Here is a 19091-nt window from a genome sequence, read left to right on the forward strand (position 1 = left end):
TTCTTTTCTCAAGACGGTTTTCCGGCGCCGCGACCGAACCGCTGAAACACTTTTCTTTCCAGCCGGGCGGCGCAATGCCCCAGCGCGGCTTTGATTTCTTTCTCGACCATGCGCGTGGAAATGCCGAAGCGTTGCGAGATTTCCAGATGCGGCGCTTCCTCCAGCCGCGCCGCGATGAAGATCCTGCGACGACGCGCTGGCAGCTCATAAAGGGCACTGAGCAATGACTGGATTTCCTTCTGCCCGCCGACCACCCGCGCCGGGTCGAGGGCCTCGTCGCCGATCTGCAACAGCTCTTCGACTTCACTGCCGGTGAGCAGACGTGCATCGGCCTGACGTCGGTCGGCGGCGATGTTCAGCGCCATGCGATAGAGGTAGGCATTCGGCCGCGCAATGTTCGGCGGCGTCTCCATGCGGTCGACCCGCAGGTAGGTTTCGTGCAGCACGTCGTTGGCCAGATCCTCCGAGCCGAGACGGCGACGCAGGCGCACCCGAAAGTCCTCGTAGGACGTCAGGAACAGATTGACCATCGAACCCGGTCCGGTGTCTTTCATCCCCCGGAAACTCCTTCCCACTGATTGCATTCCATGCGTTTCCCTGACGATTCCGGTAACAACAGCAACGTGACCGGCTGACGCAAGGCACTGGGCGTCGGCCGGTCGATTCGAAGATTGCGAAAACTGTCCACCAGCGCCGCGTCACGCCGCACGTCGCCGGTCGAGGTGACCAAACGGTTGTGCTGCACCACGCCATCGCGCCCGACCCAAACCTGCAACACCGCCCGATAACTGCCCGGACGGGTCAGCGGCGAACGGCACAGATTGCGTTCAATCGCCGTCTGCACCGCCGTCGCGTAATTACGACTGACCGCGATGCTGGCAGCGGTCGGTTTTTCCATCGGCGTGGGCACGTCCTCGACCTGCGCCACCTGCAAGGTGAACGCATCGTCGCGGGCGTACTTGGCCATCAGGCCGCTGCCGCCGAGCAAATGACGCAAGGCCTGGCCGGCGGTGTATTCGCCGTCCACTGCCAACGAGCGACGGCCGCGACTCAACTGACTGTCGACCAGCACCGCCATGCCGGTGGCGCGGCTGAACTGATCCAGCGCTGCCGACAGTTCCTGCGCCGGGATGTGCAACGTCATGCGCAACTGCGACGGCACGGCATCAGCCATGGCATTGCGTGCCACCAAAACAAGCAGCAGCCCCAGGCACCCCTGACGCACAAGACTCGCTGAACGCTGAATACCGTCCCTGGCTCTGCCTCGATGCACGACTGACGTACCCCTGAAAACCGTCATCCTGATGGCTGTTTATGACTCTGGTGTGACGGGCGGTGCAAAAAAACCATCACGGGAATTGCGCAAGGCTTGCACTAGACTCAATCACTAGAGCGGCCCACTCGGGCCGGCCAGGAGGCCTGTATGAAATCACTGTGGAGAATCGCCCTTGGCGGACTGCTGTTGAGCGCGCTCACGGCCGCTTACGCCGAAGAACCGCTGGGTTGCGTGGAAGTGACTGTCGGCGGTTACAAGGCGCCGAATTACGACTGTCTGAGCCAGCAGATGGGCAACAACCCTGAAGGCGCGGCCGCCGAGCAAAAGAATCAGGAAGCGCTGAATGTGCCAGTGAACAAACGCCAGCCCAATCAGGTAGGCCTGGCGACGCCTGCCGCGACCAGCACGCGGATGGGCAACACCTTCGGCACCTCGGTAAAACCGCAGCGCCCACCAGCCAACACGGGAACCTCTCCACTCATCAATAAATGACTCACCCACCTGCAGGGAGGGAACTCACACACCCGTGGCGAGGGGATTTATCCCCTCGCCACGAGGATGGTGTGAACTTTAGTCGCTTGGGGTTTGGCGGAAGCTTACTGCCAGGCGATTCCAGCTGTTGATGGTGGTCACGGCCATGGTCAGGTCGACCAGTTCGCCTTCGTTGAATTGCTCGCGGGCCTGCCGGTAAACCTCGTCCGGGACATGGCTTTCCGCCAACAGCGTCACCGCCTCCGCCCACGCCAGCGCCGCGCGTTCGCGTGGGTTGAAGAAGCCGCTGTCGCGCCAGACCACAATCGCATACAGCCGCCGATCACTCTCCCCGGCCCGCCGTGCATCCACCGAGTGCATGTCGGTGCAGAACGCGCAGCCGTTGAGTTGCGAGGCGCGAATTTTGATCAGTTGCAGCAATGGCGCCTCGATGCTCAGGTTGCTGGTCAACGCCTCCATGGCGATCATCGCTTTCATGGCTTTGGGCGATGCGCTGTAGTAATCCAGGCGCGGGGACATGGGCGGTTCTCATGGGACTTAGATTGATTATCACGTTAAGCGCTGATAAGCCGACGTTACAGCCCCAATTCCACGGAAAAGCGCTACTCCACTGATTCCCGGACACACACAAATCCTGTGGGAGCTGGCTTGCCAGCGATGACGGTGTATCTGCCGACATTGATTCTGGATCTGGTGGCCCCATCGCGGGCAAGCCCGAGCCCACAGGGATTGCGCCAATTTTTGGTATTTGTACTGCGCAACTACTGCCCCACAACCAAACGGGAGTAATCTGGCCGACACTTCAACTGCCCTCGGAGCGCCGCGTCGGTATGGAACTTCATGTCGTGATCAACGGCCGCAAGGATCTCGCCGGTCAGTTGTACCAACAACTGCGTGGCGCCATCGAATCCGGGCGCCTGACCGCCGGCACCCAGTTGCCGCCCAGCCGTTTGCTCGCCGAACAACTGGGCATCTCGCGCAAGACCATCTCCGATACCTACGCGCAACTGACCTACGAAAACTTCCTCACCGGAGTGATCGGCAAAGGCACCTACGTCAATGCGCGTCCGGCGCAGACCCAGCGCAAACAGTCGCATTCGGAACTGGCCAGCGCCGAGGTGATCGAGAGCTGGCGCAGCCTGCCGGTGTTCCTGCGGCACCCGACGCTGCAAGGCTCGTTGCGTTATGACTTCATCGGCGGCGCCACCAGCAAGGGGCAGTTTCCGCACGATGACTGGCGGCGCTGTGTTTCGCACGCGATGCGGCAAATGGCGGCGTCCAAGGGTTTCTACAGCGTGCCCGAAGGCTTGCCGGCGTTGCGTAATGCGATTGCCCGGCACATCGCGTTTTCCCGGGGGATCAACTGTCAGGACGAAGACATTGTGGTGTGCAACGGCGCGCAACAGGCGCTGGACCTGATCACTCGCGTATTGATACGCCCCGGCAGTCTGGTGGCCATGGAAGACCCGGGTTATCCGCCGGCGCGGCTGCTGTTCGGCACTCACGGCGCGACGGTGGTCGGGATTCCGGTGGATGCCGAGGGGATTCAAGTCGAGCACATTCCCGAGTGCACGCGACTGATTTACGTGACGCCGTCGCACCAGTTCCCACTGGGCATGCCGATGAGTCAGGCGCGCCGCGAGGCCTTGCTGGCCCGTGCCCACGAGTTGGGCGCGATCATCATTGAGGATGACTACGACAGCGAATTCCGCTACGAAGGCCGTCCGACGGATTCGCTGCACAGTCTCGACCTACGCGGCATCGTCGCCTACGTCGGCACCTTCTCGAAAACCCTGTTGCCCGAGCTGCGTCTGGGCTACGCGATCCTGCCGCCAGCGATTCTCGAAGCGGTGATCCGCGCCAAGCAACTCACCGACCTGCACGCCTCGACCCTGCCGCAATGGGCGCTGGCCAAGTTCATTGCCGAAGGTTGTCTGCTCAAACACATCCGCCGCTGCCACGCGATCTACGCCCAGCGCCGTGAGCGGATTCTGGCGCGCATGGCCACTGACCTGTCGCCGTGGCTTGACGCTGTGCCGTCCGCCGCCGGTTTCCACATGGCGGTGCTGTGCAAGGTGCCGATTGATCTGCCGCTGGTGATCGAACTGGCGAAAAAGGTCGAGGTCGGGCTGTATGAGATCGGTGGCTTTTATTACCAGCAACCGGCGAAAAGCGGTTTGTACTTCGGTTTCGGCGCAATCGAGACGCTGGACATCGACATCGCGCTGGACCGCTTGCGCGACATTCTGCAGCAGGTCGCCTGAGCATTGGTCTAACCAACTAACCGCTGATTGGTTATTGGTGATCGCGGGGTGCAGGCCTATTCTGCACAGGCGTTATCCCTCAGTGAGCAGGATTCGTCCGGCCTGATTCAGGAGTGTGAGCAATGTCCCACGAAGTGATCAACACCGTACAGGTGCAGGCTGCCGCCGGCCGTTCGGAAGAACTCGGCAAGCAGTTGCAGAAGATCGTCGAAACCCTGCGCGAGATGCCAGGCTGCGACTCCTATATGGTCGACCGCTGCCCCGAGGACAGCCACCGCTGGACGGTGAGCGCGCACTGGCAGTCGGAAGCGGCAATGCAGGCGCACTTCTCCCGGCCCGAGGCGCAGGGGTTTATCGACCTGATTGATAGCCGACTGGCCAATAGCGTCGATTTCAACAGCTTCCCTATCGTGTAAAGCGCCCCTGTGGCGAGGGAGCTTGCTGCCGCTCGGCTGCGCAGCAGACGCCAATCCGGTCAACGTGATATTTCGGTTAGCCTGTTTTTGGGTGCGCTGCGCACCCCAGCGGGAGCAAGCTCCCTCGCCACAATTGTTTTTGATTGGTCACCTGATCTTCCAGAATATTGGCCGTTTGAATGCCCCGCCTCGCGGACTACTGTGGTCACCGACATCCCCTATTCCTCAGGTGACCACCATGAAAATCCTGCACGCCCTCACCGCTGCCCTCGCCCTGACCGTATGCGCCTCGGCCTTCGCCCACGATCCTTCGGAGAAAGTCACGATCCTGCAGGATCAGGCCCTGAAAAACGTGCCGGGCAAAAAAGCCATGATGATCGAAGTCGATTACAAACCAGGCCAGTCCTCCATCGCGCACAAACACGACGGCACTGCGATGGCCTATGTGCTCGAAGGCGAAGTCATCTCCCAGGTCAAAGGCGAACAGGCGATCACCTACAAGAAAGGCCAGTTCTGGTACGAGCCGGCCGGCTCCGCGCACCTGGTGTCGAAAAACGCCAGTCAGACCAAACCTGCCAAGCTGCTGGTGTTCATGGTGCTGTCACCGGACGAGCAAGTGTTGATCCCCCTGAAAAACTGATGACTGTTTAACCAGCCATAAATAAAAAGGCGCAAATCGGTGATTTGCGCCTTTTTATTTCCCGGCGCAATTAACAACTTTCGGTTACAGCAAATAAAACTATGGCGCGGGTTATAACTCGCCAAATTGTCAGCTTGCTAACAGCTTCGCGGGTTTAGTCTGAATTTACTGCCGACCATAAGCGGCAACTCCGACTTTCCGATTGAAGTTAATTCGCAGGAGAGACACCATGAAACTTGCGTTAGCCAGTACGTTGGCGTTATCGGTTTTAGCCTTGTCGGCCTGTTCAGTACCCACCGCGCCAAAAGCGGTGTCGTCACTCGACAGCCTCTTCACCCAGCCGGTGGGACGCAGCAGCGCCGCTCAGGTTAAAAGCGGTCCCGGCGTTTCGCTGGGCATCGTCTACAGCCCGAGCACCGAGACCAATCGTGAATACCTGCGCGACTATCAAGCCAACGCCGGCACCGGTTTCGGCCAGAGCCTGCTGGTGCAGCCGATCCACGACGCCTATGTCGCCACCTCCAAACCGGACATGGCAGTGGATTGGGTCAAGGCCTCGCTACAACGTCAGTTCGGCTCGGTCACGGTGTATCCGGACATGCAGAGCATGAGTGCGGCACACCCGGATGTGGTGGCGATTGTTGATACCCACAGCCAGTTGATGACCTCGCGCAGTTCCGACATCAAGGCGGATGTGAGCGCGGATTTTTATGATGCGAAGTTTAACTATATCGGGACCGCCAAAGGTTCGGATGCGAAAGAATTGACGCCAGTCTGGGCGGACTTCAAGCGTTCGGAGGAGATTGTTTCGGATATTAATCAGCAGGAAGATGTGCAAGTTCGGGCGTTGCAAAAGTTTGACCAGTCGCTCGGTAATTTATTGACCAGGTCGTCAGCTAAAGTGTCGATGCTTGATACTAATCAACAGTCTAAGGTGTATTGATAGTTAGGGCCTCATCGCTGGCAAGCCAGCTCCCACAGTTTTTGTGGTGTTCGCAATACCTGTGGGAGCTGGCTTGCCAGCGATAGGGCCAGATCAGACGACAAAAAACCCTCAGCCACAAAAAAGCCCCGGCATCTCTCGATACCGGGGCTTTTTCATTCAACGCTCAATCAGACAGTGGCTGGCACTACCGCTTGACCGCTCAACGCCAGGTCCAGCAGTTCGCGGTTGGCGACTGCGTACATGGCGTAATCGGTGCCGCTCGCTGCACGGATCTCGACCAGCATCGCGCGCCAGCGTTCGATCATGCCTTCGTGCTGTTCCATCCACAGCGCCAGACGTGCTTCCACGTCCTGAGTGCCGTCGCCCTGTTGCAGGACGGAGATGGTGATCGCACGTTGCTGCCAATCGACATCATCACGGAACGCTTCACGGGCCAGAGCCTGCCAGTTGTTTTCAACCGGCAGAGCGCTGATCTGTTGCAGGTACCAGGTGATGTCCAGCGCACTGCCCACGGCGAAGTAGGCCTTGGCCACTTCTGCCGGGTCCTGGCCAGTGACGTCGGAGGCTTCGATGATCGGCAGCAGGGTGTACAGGTGCGAGGTGCCCGCAACCATACGCGCCAGCAGTTCCGGAACACCGGCTTCAACGTAGGCCTGATAACGGGCCTGCCAGGTTTCACGGATCGGACCGATCAGCAGTTCGTCGAGCTTGAGGCCCAACTCCTTCAGATGCGGACCGAAGTGCGCGACGTCACGGGCAGCATTCTGCTCGTTACGGCGAGCGCGCAGGAACCAGCGCGTAGCGCGACGGCCCAGACGCATCAGTTCGTCCATCAGCTCCAGTTGTACGTCGGCGGAAACCTGGTAATCCAGGGCTTCGATCTGACGGAACCAGTGCGGGAGGTGGAAGATGTCACGCACGATCACGTAAGCGCCCGCCACGTTCGCCGGGCTCATGCCGGTCGACTCTTTGAGTCGTTGAACGAAGGTGATACCCATGTGGTTGACCAGATCGTTGGCGATCTGGGTGCTGACGATCTCGCGCTTCAGGCGGTGACGACGCATGGCTTCGGAGAACTTGCTCACCAGACTCGGCGGGAAAGCCGTTTCCATGTCGCGAGTCAGGTAATCGTCGTCCGGCACCTGCGAGCCCAGCAACTGCTCCTTGAGGTCGATCTTGCTGTACGAAATCAGCACCGACAGCTCAGGGCGCGTGAGGCCGTGGCCTTCTGCAAGGCGTTCGTTGATCTGCTCTTCGGTCGGCAGGAACTCGATGGCACGGTCCAGCTTGCCACGGCCTTCCAGATCGCTCATCAGACGCTTGTACTCAGCGATCCGCTCGTAGGCACGACGGGCCGCCAGGGACAGGGCCTGAGTCTGCTTGTAGTTGTTGCCCAGCACCAGATTGCCGACTTCGTCGGTCATGCTCGCCAGCAGCTGATTACGCTGCTTGTCGGTCATGTCACCGGCCTGAACCACTTCGTTCAGCAGGATCTTGATGTTTACTTCGTGGTCGGAGCAGTCAACGCCACCGGCGTTGTCGATGAAGTCGGTGTTGGAACCGCCGCCATTGATACCGAATTCCACACGACCCAGTTGGGTCATGCCGAGGTTACCGCCCTCGCCCACTACTTTGCAGCGCAGTTCGTTGCCGTTCACGCGCAGAGCATCGTTGGCCTTGTCGCCGACATCGGCGTGGCTTTCGGTGCTGGCCTTGACGTAAGTACCGATGCCGCCGTTCCACAACAGGTCTACCGGCGCCTTGAGCAAGGCGTTCAGCAGTTCGGTCGGGGTCAGCTTGTCAGCCTGGATGTCGAAGCGTTCTTTCATCTGTGGCGAGATGGCAATGCTCTTCGCGCTGCGCGAGAAGATACCGCCGCCTTCGGACATGATGCTGGTGTCGTAATCCGACCACGACGAACGCGGCAGATCGAACATGCGCTGACGTTCAGCGAAGCTCGAAGCGGTTTCCGGGTTCGGGTCGATGAAGATGTGCAGGTGGTTGAAAGCCGCGACCAGTTTCAGCTTGTCGGACATCAACAAACCGTTACCGAAAACGTCACCGGCCATGTCGCCGACGCCGACCACAGTGATGCTGTCTTCCTGAACATTGATGCCACGTTCGCGGAAGTGACGTTGTACGCCAACCCACGCGCCCTTGGCGGTGATGCCCATTTTCTTGTGGTCGTAACCGGCAGAACCACCGGAAGCGAACGCGTCACCCAGCCAGAAACCGTAGTCGATGGCGATACCGTTGGCGATGTCGGAGAAGGTCGCAGTGCCCTTGTCCGCTGCGACTACCAGGTACGGGTCGTCATTGTCGTGGCGAACCACGTTCAATGGCGGTACCAGTGCGCCGTCTTTCAGGTTGTCGGTGATGTCCAGCAGACCGGAAATGAAGATGCGGTAGCAGGCGATGCCCTCGGCCGCGATCTCGTCACGGCTGCCGCCCAGTGGCAGACGACGCGGCAGGAAGCCGCCCTTCGCACCCACTGGCACGATGACCGAGTTCTTCACTTGCTGGGCTTTCACCAGACCGAGGACTTCAGTACGGAAGTCTTCTTCACGGTCGGACCAGCGCAGACCACCACGGGCAACGTTGCCGAAGCGCAGATGCACGCCTTCGACGCGAGGCGAGTAGACGAAGATTTCGAACTTCGGCACTGGCTTCGGCAGCTCAGGGATCGCATGCGGGTTGAACTTGAAGCTGAAGTACGACTTGTTCTGGCCGTTGGCATCAGTCTGATAGAAGTTGGTACGCAGTGTGGCTTTGATCAGGTCGAGGTAACGACGCAGGATGCGGTCTTCGTTGAGCACCTGAACATCGTCCAGAGCCGTCAGAATCGCTTGTTCCAGACGCTGTTGCTTGTCTTCCAGATCGTCTTCGGTGAGCTTGCGCGCCAGATAGAAACGGGTCTTGAACAACCGGGTCAACTCGCGAGCGATGTCGGTGTGGTTGTTCAGGGTGCTGGCGATGTAACCGAGGTCGAAGCCCAGACGAATCTGCTTCAGGTAACGGGCGTAGGCACGCAGCAGCGCAACGTCGCGCCATGGCAGGCCGGCGGTCAGAACCAGACGGTTGAATGCATCGTTCTCGGCATCGCCACGGACGATGTGGACGAACGCGTCCTGCAGGGTGTCGTTGAGTTGCTGGATGTCGAGGTCCAGACCTTCAGCGGCAGTGAACGCGAAGTCGTGAATCCAGAACTCGCGGCCATTGGTGTGACGCAGGCGGTACGGGAATTCACCCAGCACGCGCAGACCGAGGTTTTCCAGAATCGGCAGCACGTCGGACAGCGCTAGCGGCGTGTCGGCGTGATACAGCTTGCAGTGCAGTTCGCGCTGACCGGAGACCTGACCCAGTGGTTGATAGAAGCTCATCACCAGCGGATTTTTTTCGTTCAGGCTCAGCAGGTGCTGCATGTCGACCACGGCCGAATGCGCAGCGAAACGCTCGCGGTAGCCGGCCGGGAAGCCTTTCGGGAAGTCAGCCAGCACGTTGGTGCCGTGGGCTTCGCCGAAGCTTTCAACGGTCAGTGCGGCGTAGTCGTCCTGCCAGCTGCGGCAGGCCTGAACCACTTCTTTTTCCAGCAGCAGCGTGTCGATGTCCAGACGGTTCTTCGGATCGACACGCAGGATCAGCTGTACGCGAGCCAGAACGGACTCGGAGAAGAAGGTCCAGAACTCGCAGTCGGAAGCCTTCAGGCGTTCCATCAGCACTTGCTGGATTTTCTGGCGTACTTCGGTGGAATAGATGTCGCGCGGCACGTAGGCCAGGCAGTAGCAGAAACGACCGTACGGGTCTTTGCGCAGGAACACGCGGATCTTGTTGCGTTCCTGGATCTGCACGATCGACATCACGGTGCTGAACAGTTCGTCGACCGGAGTCTGGAACAGGTCATCACGCGGCAGCACTTCGAGAACCTGCGCCAGTTCCTTGCCCAGGTGAGCCTTGGACTGGAAGCCGGAACGGGTTTCGATTTCTTCGACCTTGCGGCGGATGAACGGGATGACCCGTACGCTCTCGCCATACACCGAGGAGGTGTAGAGGCCCATGAAACGGTGTTCCTTGATGACTTTGCCGTCGGCGTCGATCTCGCGGATCGACACATAGTCCGGGTAAGCCGGACGGTGTACACGGCTCGGATGCGCAGCCTTGGCGAACGACAGCAGGGTCGGTTCGCGCAGGTAGTTCACCGCGTAGTCTTCGATGCGCAGGTCTTCGTAGGTCAGGCCGGTGCGCAGCAGTTTGGTTAGGCCGAGGAACGAGTTCTGGTCGTACTCGATGTGGCCGCCATCGGCCTGATCGGTGACCACGAACTCTTCGTAGCCGAGGAAGGTGAAGTGGTTGCCCACCAGCCATTCCAGGAAGCTTTTGACTTCGGTCTTCTCGTCGGCATCGACGGCGAACTTGCTGTTGTCGAGCTTGGTGAGGATTTCCTGCACCTTGGCTTTCATTGGCTCGAAATCGGCGACCGCGACGCGGACTTCACCGAGAACCTGTTCCAGCTCTTTGCTCAGTACATTCAATTCGGCCGCGTTGGCGCAGCGGTCGATTTCCAGGTACATCAGCGATTCGTGCAATACGCCTTCGCCGGAGGTGCCTTTCGGCAGGATTTCCAGCAACTCGCCCTTGCTGCCACGACGTACGCTGAGCACGGTGGTTTGCAGGGTGTGGATGCTGTAGCCGCGACGGTTCAGTTCGGTACGGACCGAATCGACCAGAAATGGCAGGTCGTGGTGCAGGACTTCGACCGCGGTGTGGGTCGACTGCCAGCCGTGGCGTTCGTAATCAGGGTTGTAGACGCGCACTTGCGGTTGCGCGTGATCGAAGCGCTCAAGCAGGCGCCACGCAGAAAGAGTACAGCCAGCGAGGTCGGAGAGGCGACGTTGAGTCAGCTCGTCCAGGGAAATGATGCCGAAGAATTGTTCAGCGAACAGCGCCACTTGTGGCAGTGCCTGTTCACTGATGTGCTGCGCCAGTGCCGCTTGCAGTTGGTGCTGGAAGTCGGCTTTGCTGGCTGCGGTGAAGAACGCCATCTGTGGTACTCCGCTTGGGGCTTGTTATTGATGGAAAGCGTCGCTTGCAAAACCCCTTTTCGGGGCCTCCGTCGCCCTGTTCCTGATTCTCGGGCAGAGGAAACAGGGTGACAGGTGGGTGAAGCTGGACGAGACACTCAGGTCACATTCACCTTCCATTGAATGGGCATCTGCAAAAACGACTGCCGGGGCTGCCGACAATGTCTTTACGGGTGCTCATCCGTTGCGCAGCTTAATGGGTGCGACAATGTGTCTGCTTGCGGTGCTGCGACATATTCGGTCATCGGCACGTAAACAGCGACCTTTGCTGGGCAACAACACTAGCAGCCACGGGGCGCAACGGGTGTTTTCAGAGCGGTTTTGCAACATTCTGGTACTAGAAATGACCAGCAACACTCTGAGCGTTCACGCCCCTTGTCTGACAGTCGTTCATGCAGAAATTCCCCCGGACTGGCAGAATTGCGTTTTCGGCGTTGACCACGCCTGTCGAATCAGGAATTTCCCATGCAAATGACCACCGCCCTATTGATCGTCAACCCGTGCGACGACGAAGAAGACAACATGGCCATGCTCTGCTGTCACAGCGACAAGGGCGACATGTTCCTGATGAGCCGCTACCCGGACGAAGACGAACTGGAAATCACCCTGGATGGCGAGCCTTCGACCCTTGATGGCGTGAAGGTCACTTTGACCTCGACCCTGCTGAAGATCGAAATTGCTGCCGGCGATGCCGATGCGCTGAATGGCGATGATGTGCTGGAGATCACCCACAGCACGGATGCAGCGGATCTGGCGGAAGTTGAAGAAACCCTGAAGAACATCCTTGATGGCACTGGCACCTTTATCAGCCAGATTTGATGGTGTCCGGGCTGGCCCCTTCGCGAGCAAGCTCGCTCCCACATTGACGGATGTACGCCGCTCAAAATGTGGAGCGAGCTTGCTCGCGAAGAGGCCCGAAAGAACACCGCCCCTCCCCGGCGCTACAAAAATCCAACAACTCCTGCGGTCATTTCCCGCACTTTGCGAAAAATGCCGTTAGTCGCCACCCCCCTCGATGGATTAAAGTAACGCCCCCAGCCCCGGCATTATTCGAACGCCCGTGGCCACCCTTTCCAGGAACAGTCACCGATGGAACATCGTGAAGCGCTACTGGCGCTGCGAACCTTTCTTTCAACGCAGATTCTCGGCCAGGAAAAGCTCATCGAGCGTTTGCTCATCGCCCTGCTCGCCGACGGCCACATGCTGGTCGAGGGCGCCCCGGGCCTGGCCAAGACCAAAGCGATCAAAGAACTCGCCGAGGGCATCGAAGCCCAGTTCCATCGCATCCAGTTCACCCCAGACCTGCTGCCGGCGGACATCACCGGCACCGAAATCTATCGCCCGGAAACCGGCAGCTTCGTGTTCCAGCAAGGGCCGATCTTCCACAATCTGGTACTGGCGGACGAAATCAACCGCGCCCCGGCCAAGGTTCAGTCGGCATTGCTCGAAGCGATGGCTGAACGTCAGGTCAGCGTCGGGCGCAGCACTTATGAGCTATCGCCGCTGTTTCTGGTGATGGCCACGCAGAACCCGATCGAGCAGGAAGGCACCTATCCGCTGCCGGAAGCTCAACTCGACCGCTTCCTGATGCACGTCAAGATCGGTTTCCCGGACGCCGCCGTTGAGCGGCGTATCCTGCAACAGGCCCGTGGCGAAGCGCTGAACGGCGAAACCAAACCCGAACGCCGGGTCAGCCAGCAGGCGATCTTCGCCGCGCGCAAGGAAATCCTCGGTCTGTACATGGCTGACGCGGTGGAGGAATACCTGGTGCAACTGGTCATGGCCACGCGCACCCCGGCCAAGTTCGATCCGGAGATGGCCGAGTGGATTGCCTATGGCGCCAGCCCGCGAGGCTCGATTGCCCTCGACCGTTGCGCCCGGGCTCACGCCTGGCTGGCCGGTCGCGACTTCGTTAGCCCGGAAGATATTCAGGCAGTGCTGTTCGACGTGTTGCGTCACCGCATCATCCTGTCGTTTGAAGCTGAAGCAGCGGGCATCGACCAGGATCGGGTGGTGCAGCGGATTCTCGACGTCGTAGCCGTCGCTTGACCCTGATGAACGCCCCTCTGCCGTCCGAACCGGGTATTCGCGTCAGCCTCGCCGAGCTGATCGAGATGCGTCACCGCGTGCGTGAAGTGCAGCTGTTTTCGACGCCGAGCCAGCGCAGCCCGCTGATCGGTCTGCACCACTCGAAATTCCGTGGGCGCGGCGTCGACTTCGATCAGGTTCGGGTCTATCAGGCCGGCGACGACGTACGCACCATCGACTGGCGCGTTACGGCACGCACGCAAGAACCGCACACCAAAATGTTCCATGAAGAACGCGAACGACCGATTTTCATCATGGTCGAGCAGAGCCAGCGGCTGTTTTTCGGTTCCGGACTGATGTTCAAATCGGTACTCGCCGCGCAAGTCGCAGCGCTGATCGGCTGGGCCGCACTGGGCCACAACGACCGTGTCGGCGGACTGGTGTTTGGCGACAACGAGCATTACGAAATCAAGCCACGGCGCAGCAAACAAAGCCTGCTGCAACTGCTTAACCGTCTGGTGAAGGTCAACCAGTCGCTGCACACCGAGCGCGAGCCGGATCGTGATGCCTTTGGTGTGGCCCTGCGCCGTGCCCGCGAAGTGCTGCGCCCGGGCAGTCTGGCGATTGTGATCTGTGACGAACGCGCACTGTCCGACAGCGCCGAGCAACAGCTGGGCCTGCTGTCGCGGCATTGCGACCTGTTGCTGCTGCCGCTGTCCGACCCGCTGGACCACGCCCTGCCCGCCGCCGGACTGCTACGGTTCGCCGAGCGCGGCGCGCAACTGGAACTCGACACGCTGAATTTTGAGCTGCGCCAGACTTACCGCGCCCAGGCTGAAGCACGCATCGCCCGCTGGGAATTGCTCGCGCAAAAACTGCGGGTGCTGTTGATGCCACTGAGCACGCAAAGTGAAATGGTCGAGCAGATGCGCGAGTTCCTCAATCCGCAACGCCCGGGGAAAGGTCGATGAACGGCCTCGAGCAACTGCAACCGCTGATTTCCCCGCCACCGATTGCCTTCTGGCCACCGGCACCGGGCTGGTGGCTGTTGGTTCTGTTGGTGCCGCTGCTCGGTTTTGCGGTGTGGCGTTTGCGCCGCTTCATTCCCGTCAAGAAACGCTCAATCGTGCGCGCCGAACAGCCGCTCGATCCGGTGCGCATCGCCGCCCTCGTCGAACTGGCGCAGATGCCCAAACCGTACGATGGCGCGCCGGCCGGCGCGTGGTTGCAACAACTCAACGGCCTGCTCAAGCGTCTCTGTCGCAATCACTATCCCTACAGCCAGAGCCATACGCTCAATGGCCGCAAATGGCTGGCGTTTCTCGACAACCGTTGCCCGGCAGCTGGCCTGACGCGCTGGATGGTGCTGGTGGAAGGTGCGTACAAACCCGAATGCAAACTCGATGACAAGGCCATTGCTGGTCTGACTCAAGCCGTCGACACCTGGATTCGCAAACATGTTTGAGTTCGCCTGGCCGTGGATCTTCGTGCTGCTGCCGCTGCCGTGGCTGATGCGCATCGTGCTGCCGGTGGCCGACAGCGGCGAGCCGGCCTTGAAGGTGAGTTTCCTCTCTGACCTCGAAGGTCTGGCCCGCCGTCGTGCGCGGGCCAATCTGCCGGCCTGGCGTCAGCAAACGCCGTTCATCCTGTTGTGGCTGCTGTTGCTGATCGCCTCGGCGCGCCCGGAATGGCTTGGCGAACCGTTGCCGATTGCCGCCAGCGGTCGCGACTTGCTGGTGGCGGTGGACGTGTCCGGCTCGATGGATTTCCCCGACATGCAGTGGCAAGACGAAGACGTCAGCCGCTTGTCGCTGGTTCAGCATTTGCTCGGCGACTTTCTCGAAAGCCGCGAGGGTGATCGGGTCGGGCTGATCCTGTTCGGCAGTCAGGCCTATCTGCAAGCGCCACTGACTTTTGACCGCCACACGGTACGGGTCTGGCTCGACGAAGCACGCATCGGTATTGCCGGCAAGAACACCGCCATCGGCGACGCGATTGGCCTCGCCCTGAAACGCCTGCGCCTGCGACCCGCGCAAAGCCGCGTGCTGATTCTGGTGACTGACGGCGCCAATAACGGTGGTGAAATCGACCCGCTGACTGCGGCAAAACTGGCAGCCAGTGAAGGCGTGAAAATTTACCCGATCGGCATCGGCGCCGATCCTGAAGCCAGCGGCAGCACCGGCCTGCTCGGGACCAATCCGAGCCTGGATCTCGACGAGCCGGCGCTCAAGGCGATTGCCGACGCCACTGGTGGCCGCTATTTCCGCGCCCGTGACGGTAAAGAACTGCAAGCGATCAAGGACACCCTTGACCTGCTCGAACCCGTGGCTCAGCAACCGACGCAAGCCCGCCCGGCGCAAGCGTTGTATCAGTGGCCGCTGGCACTGGCCTTGCTGCTGAGTCTGTTGCTGGTCGTGCGCGAATTGTGGCCGGACAACCCGTTGCAACGCCTGTTCACCAAGGAGCTGTATCTGCAAAGTCCGTTGCCCGACTGGCGTGAGCGTCTCAAGCGCCTGCGTCTGCGGAGGCGCCGATGATTGCGCTCTGGCCGCACTGGTTCCGCCCTTGGTGGCTATTGCTGTTGCCGCTGCTGGGCTGGCTGCTGTGGAAACTCTGGCACCGGCAAAAACGCGCCGGACGCTGGCAGATGATTCTGCCGCCAGCCTTCCACGCCACCCTGCTCAGCGGCGGCAACGGACGCGACAGTAAACTGCCGTGGATCGTCCTCGGCGGTGCGTGGCTGTTGGCGATGCTGGCGTTGCTCGGGCCGAGCTGGGAGCGCGTCGAGCAAACCAGCCAGAAACCCGCAGACCCGTTGGTGGTGGTGCTGGAGCTGACCCCGGAAATGCTCGCCACCGACTCGCCGCCAACCCGACTGGAACAGGCCCGGCGCAAGCTGTTCGACCTGTTGCAGGCGCGCAGTGATTCGCAGACTGGCATCGTCGTTTACGCAGGCAGCGCGCATACCTTGGTGCCGTTGTCGGATGACCTGGCGACCAGTCGCAATCTGCTCGATGCGCTGAAGCCATCGCTGATGCCCGAAAGCGGCCATCGCGCCGACCTTGCCGTGAGCAAAGCGCTGGCACTGCTGAAACAGGGCGCGCTCGGTCAGGGGCGGATTCTGTTGATCGGTTCATCGCTCTCTGAAGAAGAACGCCAAGGCATACGCCGCGCGTTGAGCGGACAATCCGCGCAACTGCTGATGCTCGGTGTCGGCACCGCTGAAGGCGCGCCAATTGCGCAAGAGGACGGCAGTTTCCTCAAGGATGACCAAGGCGCGATCCGCGTGCCGCAACTCGACAGCCCGGGCCTCGGCGCCTTCCTCAATAGTGTGGGCGGCGAATACCACAACGCGCGGCTCGACGAAGCTGATTTGCGAGCCCTCGGTTTGCTCGACGGCCCGCGCAGCTTGCGCAACGACGGGCAGATCCTGCGTCTCGATACTTGGGCGGATCAGGGCTATTGGCTGCTGTTGCCGCTGTTGCTGCTGGCGGCCTGCGCGGGGCGTCGTGGCTGGTTGTTCTGCCTGCCATTGCTGCTGTGCCTGCCGCAACCGAGCTACGCTTTTGATTTTCAGGATCTGTGGCTGCGCCCCGATCAACAAGGGCTGCACCTGCTCAAGCAGAAACGTCCGGCCGAAGCGGCGGAACATTTCGAAGATCATCAATGGCAAGGGGTGGCGTTGTACGAGGCCGGCGACTACAGTGGCGCCGCCCAGCGCTTTGCCGAAGGCAGCGATGCCCGCGCCCACTACAATCGTGGCAACGCCCTGGCGAAAAGCGGCGAGCTGGAAGCGGCCATCGATGCCTACGAACAGGCGCTGGAGCTGCAACCGGATTTGCGCCCGGCACTGACCAACAAGGCGCTGGTGGAAAATCTGCTCAAGCAGAAAAACACCCCGCCACCCGCCGAGCCGGAGCCACAACCCGAGCAACAAAGCATACCGGGCGACGAACCACCGCCAGCGACCGCGCCACCAACGGCGGTCAACAGTGAAAACCACAGCGAAGCGCAAACCGCCGAGCCGGCCAGCGAACCGCCGACCGCCACCCCGCCGCCGCTGCCAGGCCCGAACGAAGTGCCGAACAACGAGCCGGACGAAGAACAAAGCAGTACGCCGACGCTGCATCCCTACGAAGATAATCTTCAAGGCGAACAACGTCAGGCACTGGAACAATGGCTGGGCAAAATCCCGGACAATCCGGGCGAACTGCTGCGACGCAAATTCTGGTACGAACAGCAACAACATCAGGATCAGGAAAAAACCCGATGACCCGTTTCACCGCTCTCTTGCTGCCCCTGCTGATCTGCACGGCCGCCGCCAACGCGGCCGAGTTGACGGCCAGCGTGGATCGCAGTCGCCTGAACTCCGGCGAGACGGTCGAACTCACCCTCGAATCCAACGACGTCACGCAGTTCGGCAAACCTGACCTGACACCGCTGGAGCCGCTGTTCGAAGTGCGCGGCACGCGGCAGGTCAACCAGTTGAACACGCTCAATGCCGACAGCCACGCGACCACGCGCTGGATCATTACCCTGCTGCCCCGGCAGAACGGCAGCGTGGTGATTCCACCGCTGCAAATGGGCGACGTGCAGAGCCAGCCGATCACCGTGCAAGTGGTCGAAAGCGATACCCGCGAAGACAAAAACAGTCTCGATCCGGTGTTTATCCAGGCCAGCCTCGATCAGCCCAGCGTCTACGTGCAGGCGCAGGCGATTCTGACCCTGCGCATTTACCATTCGGTCTCGCTGTATGACGACAGCAGCCTGACCCCGCTGGAAGTCACCGATGCCCGCGTCGAACAACTGGGCGACACCCGCACCTACGAAAAAGACATCAACGGCATGCGCCACGGAGTGATCGAGATGCGCTATGCGATCTATCCGCAACACAGCGGTTCGCTGACTATCGCGCCGCAGACCTTCAGCGCCACACTGGTCGACACTCAATCGACACAGGATGCCAACGCGCAGGGACCGAAAACCGGCAAGCTGCTGCGCATCAACTCCACGCCGATGGAGCTGACAGTCAAACCGAAACCGCTGACTTACCCCGCCGATGCGCCTTGGCTGCCGGCACGCAGCCTGACTCTTAGCGAGAGCTGGAACCCGGAGCCGGATCACACTCAGGTCGGTGATTCTCTGACTCGCATTCTGACACTGAAAGTCGAAGGCCTCGCCAGCTCACAACTGCCGGCGCTGCCCGGCACCGAGGCCAACGGCCTGCGCCGCTACCCGGATCAACCAGTGCTGAGCAACCAGAGCAGCGACCGTGGCCTGATCGGCACCCGCGAAGAACGCGAAGCACTGGTGCCGAGCCGCAGCGGCTCAATCGAGTTGCCGACCGTAGATGTGATCTGGTGGAACACCTTCGAGGATCACCTGGAACACAGCAGCCTCCCGGCGCGCACTCTGCAAGTGGCGAACAATCCGAGCCTGCAAGTCGATACCCCGGCCGGCAACTCGCCAGCCATGAGCACTGCCGACAGCGATGCACTGTGGTGGTGGAAACTCAGCACACTGATTCTGGCCTGCACCACCCTGCTCGGCTTCGGCTTGTGGTGGCGGGCGCGCTGGCAACCGGCGATCCTGCGCGCTGCACAAACCGGCCCGAGCCCGCGCACGCTGCTGGATGACATCAAACGAGCAAGCCAGGCCAACGACCCGCAAGCCACCCGGCAGGCACTCGATGCCTGGGCACGCCAGCAGCCGGAAACCCTGGCCGACATGGCCGCGCGTTTTGTACCGCTGTCCGACGCCCTCGACGGCCTCAACGGCGCGCTCTATAGCGAAACCGGCCAGCATTGGCAGGGTGAGGATTTGTGGCGGGCAATCCGCACAATTCCGATGGCCGAGCGCGTGCAAGACCCGACAACCGACAGCAGCCTCCCCCCCCTCTACCCCAAATAAAGCTCCTACCTGATCCAGCGCAATTAAGTAATTTCTGTAGG

General features: G+C 60.7%; 16 protein-coding genes. 12 read left to right on the plus strand and 4 right to left on the minus strand.

The genetic code is table 11. The features are described from left to right. Positions 1-8: 8 nt before the first annotated feature. Together ACTWLJ_RS22975 and ACTWLJ_RS22980 are read right to left on the minus strand one after the other, a co-directional pair. Positions 9-554 (minus strand): sigma-70 family RNA polymerase sigma factor, encoded by a 546-nt coding sequence (locus ACTWLJ_RS22975; protein WP_445178578.1) that lies wholly within the window; start codon positions 552-554, stop codon positions 9-11. Then, positions 551-1174, minus strand: a complete 624-nt coding sequence (locus ACTWLJ_RS22980) for an STN domain-containing protein (RefSeq protein WP_401212471.1) — start codon at positions 1172-1174, stop codon at positions 551-553. The genes ACTWLJ_RS22975 and ACTWLJ_RS22980 overlap by 4 nt, the downstream gene beginning before the upstream one ends. A gap of 249 nt (positions 1175-1423) precedes the next feature. On the opposite strand from ACTWLJ_RS22980, the gene ACTWLJ_RS22985 reads away from it, so the two are divergent. Then, positions 1424-1768, plus strand: coding sequence for a hypothetical protein (locus ACTWLJ_RS22985; RefSeq protein ID WP_445178579.1), 345 nt, complete (start codon positions 1424-1426; stop codon positions 1766-1768). 78 nt (positions 1769-1846) lie between these two features. Here the strand turns inward: ACTWLJ_RS22985 and ACTWLJ_RS22990 are convergent, their stop codons facing one another. After that, complete coding sequence (locus ACTWLJ_RS22990; protein ID WP_445178580.1) at positions 1847-2287, minus strand: carboxymuconolactone decarboxylase family protein; 441 nt, start codon at positions 2285-2287, stop codon at positions 1847-1849. 311 nt (positions 2288-2598) lie between these two features. On the opposite strand from ACTWLJ_RS22990, the gene pdxR reads away from it, so the two are divergent. From pdxR to ACTWLJ_RS23010, 4 genes are all read left to right on the plus strand, one after another. Then, on the plus strand, positions 2599-4032 hold the full coding sequence (gene pdxR / locus ACTWLJ_RS22995) for a MocR-like pyridoxine biosynthesis transcription factor PdxR (RefSeq protein ID WP_445178581.1): 1434 nt from the start codon (positions 2599-2601) through the stop codon (positions 4030-4032). A 122-nt stretch (positions 4033-4154) separates the two neighbouring features. Continuing rightward, positions 4155-4448, plus strand: coding sequence for an antibiotic biosynthesis monooxygenase family protein (locus ACTWLJ_RS23000; RefSeq protein WP_445178582.1), 294 nt, complete (start codon positions 4155-4157; stop codon positions 4446-4448). 238 nt (positions 4449-4686) lie between these two features. Next, the gene (locus tag ACTWLJ_RS23005) at positions 4687-5088 is read left to right on the plus strand and encodes a cupin domain-containing protein (protein WP_445178583.1); all 402 of its coding nucleotides are present in this window, start codon (positions 4687-4689) and stop codon (positions 5086-5088) included. Between the two features lie 229 nt (positions 5089-5317). Beyond that, positions 5318-6031: an ATPase gene (locus ACTWLJ_RS23010; RefSeq protein WP_445178584.1), complete on the plus strand. Its 714-nt coding sequence runs from the start codon at positions 5318-5320 to the stop codon at positions 6029-6031. Positions 6032-6201: 170 nt separating this feature from the next. Here ACTWLJ_RS23010 and ACTWLJ_RS23015 read toward each other — a convergent pair whose 3' ends face one another. Continuing rightward, the gene (locus tag ACTWLJ_RS23015; RefSeq protein WP_445178585.1) at positions 6202-11073 is read right to left on the minus strand and encodes an NAD-glutamate dehydrogenase; all 4872 of its coding nucleotides are present in this window, start codon (positions 11071-11073) and stop codon (positions 6202-6204) included. Positions 11074-11577: 504 nt separating this feature from the next. Between ACTWLJ_RS23015 and ACTWLJ_RS23020 the strand changes: the two genes are divergently transcribed. From ACTWLJ_RS23020 to ACTWLJ_RS23050, 7 genes are all read left to right on the plus strand, one after another. Next, on the plus strand, positions 11578-11931 hold the full coding sequence (locus ACTWLJ_RS23020) for a hypothetical protein (protein ID WP_445178586.1): 354 nt from the start codon (positions 11578-11580) through the stop codon (positions 11929-11931). 270 nt (positions 11932-12201) lie between these two features. Then, positions 12202-13161, plus strand: a complete 960-nt coding sequence (locus tag ACTWLJ_RS23025) for an AAA family ATPase (RefSeq protein ID WP_003218556.1) — start codon at positions 12202-12204, stop codon at positions 13159-13161. Between the two features lie 5 nt (positions 13162-13166). Further along, positions 13167-14111: a DUF58 domain-containing protein gene (locus tag ACTWLJ_RS23030; RefSeq protein ID WP_401212495.1), complete on the plus strand. Its 945-nt coding sequence runs from the start codon at positions 13167-13169 to the stop codon at positions 14109-14111. After that, positions 14108-14605, plus strand: a complete 498-nt coding sequence (locus tag ACTWLJ_RS23035; RefSeq protein ID WP_445178587.1) for a DUF4381 domain-containing protein — start codon at positions 14108-14110, stop codon at positions 14603-14605. The genes ACTWLJ_RS23030 and ACTWLJ_RS23035 overlap by 4 nt, the downstream gene beginning before the upstream one ends. Continuing rightward, positions 14598-15677 (plus strand): vWA domain-containing protein, encoded by a 1080-nt coding sequence (locus ACTWLJ_RS23040; RefSeq protein ID WP_401212499.1) that lies wholly within the window; start codon positions 14598-14600, stop codon positions 15675-15677. The genes ACTWLJ_RS23035 and ACTWLJ_RS23040 overlap by 8 nt, the downstream gene beginning before the upstream one ends. Next, positions 15674-17413 carry a tetratricopeptide repeat protein gene (locus ACTWLJ_RS23045; RefSeq protein WP_445178588.1) on the plus strand — a complete coding sequence of 580 codons (1740 nt, stop codon included), beginning with the start codon at positions 15674-15676 and terminating at the stop codon, positions 17411-17413. The genes ACTWLJ_RS23040 and ACTWLJ_RS23045 overlap by 4 nt, the downstream gene beginning before the upstream one ends. After that, on the plus strand, positions 17410-19050 hold the full coding sequence (locus ACTWLJ_RS23050; RefSeq protein WP_445178589.1) for a BatD family protein: 1641 nt from the start codon (positions 17410-17412) through the stop codon (positions 19048-19050). The genes ACTWLJ_RS23045 and ACTWLJ_RS23050 overlap by 4 nt, the downstream gene beginning before the upstream one ends. Positions 19051-19091: the final 41 nt, after the last annotated feature.

The organism is Pseudomonas sp. McL0111 (assembly GCF_052567255.1).

Coding starts and splice junctions, on each gene's coding strand:
- ACTWLJ_RS22975 (WP_445178578.1), bottom strand. CDS start 554: ATGAAAGACACCGGACCGGGTTCGATGGTCAATCTGTTCCTGACGTCC.
- ACTWLJ_RS22980 (WP_401212471.1), bottom strand. CDS start 1,174: ATGGCTGATGCCGTGCCGTCGCAGTTGCGCATGACGTTGCACATCCCG.
- ACTWLJ_RS22985 (WP_445178579.1), top strand. CDS start 1,424: ATGAAATCACTGTGGAGAATCGCCCTTGGCGGACTGCTGTTGAGCGCG.
- ACTWLJ_RS22990 (WP_445178580.1), bottom strand. CDS start 2,287: ATGTCCCCGCGCCTGGATTACTACAGCGCATCGCCCAAAGCCATGAAA.
- pdxR (WP_445178581.1), top strand. CDS start 2,599: ATGGAACTTCATGTCGTGATCAACGGCCGCAAGGATCTCGCCGGTCAG.
- ACTWLJ_RS23000 (WP_445178582.1), top strand. CDS start 4,155: ATGTCCCACGAAGTGATCAACACCGTACAGGTGCAGGCTGCCGCCGGC.
- ACTWLJ_RS23005 (WP_445178583.1), top strand. CDS start 4,687: ATGAAAATCCTGCACGCCCTCACCGCTGCCCTCGCCCTGACCGTATGC.
- ACTWLJ_RS23010 (WP_445178584.1), top strand. CDS start 5,318: ATGAAACTTGCGTTAGCCAGTACGTTGGCGTTATCGGTTTTAGCCTTG.
- ACTWLJ_RS23015 (WP_445178585.1), bottom strand. CDS start 11,073: ATGGCGTTCTTCACCGCAGCCAGCAAAGCCGACTTCCAGCACCAACTG.
- ACTWLJ_RS23020 (WP_445178586.1), top strand. CDS start 11,578: ATGCAAATGACCACCGCCCTATTGATCGTCAACCCGTGCGACGACGAA.
- ACTWLJ_RS23025 (WP_003218556.1), top strand. CDS start 12,202: ATGGAACATCGTGAAGCGCTACTGGCGCTGCGAACCTTTCTTTCAACG.
- ACTWLJ_RS23030 (WP_401212495.1), top strand. CDS start 13,167: ATGAACGCCCCTCTGCCGTCCGAACCGGGTATTCGCGTCAGCCTCGCC.
- ACTWLJ_RS23035 (WP_445178587.1), top strand. CDS start 14,108: ATGAACGGCCTCGAGCAACTGCAACCGCTGATTTCCCCGCCACCGATT.
- ACTWLJ_RS23040 (WP_401212499.1), top strand. CDS start 14,598: ATGTTTGAGTTCGCCTGGCCGTGGATCTTCGTGCTGCTGCCGCTGCCG.
- ACTWLJ_RS23045 (WP_445178588.1), top strand. CDS start 15,674: ATGATTGCGCTCTGGCCGCACTGGTTCCGCCCTTGGTGGCTATTGCTG.
- ACTWLJ_RS23050 (WP_445178589.1), top strand. CDS start 17,410: ATGACCCGTTTCACCGCTCTCTTGCTGCCCCTGCTGATCTGCACGGCC.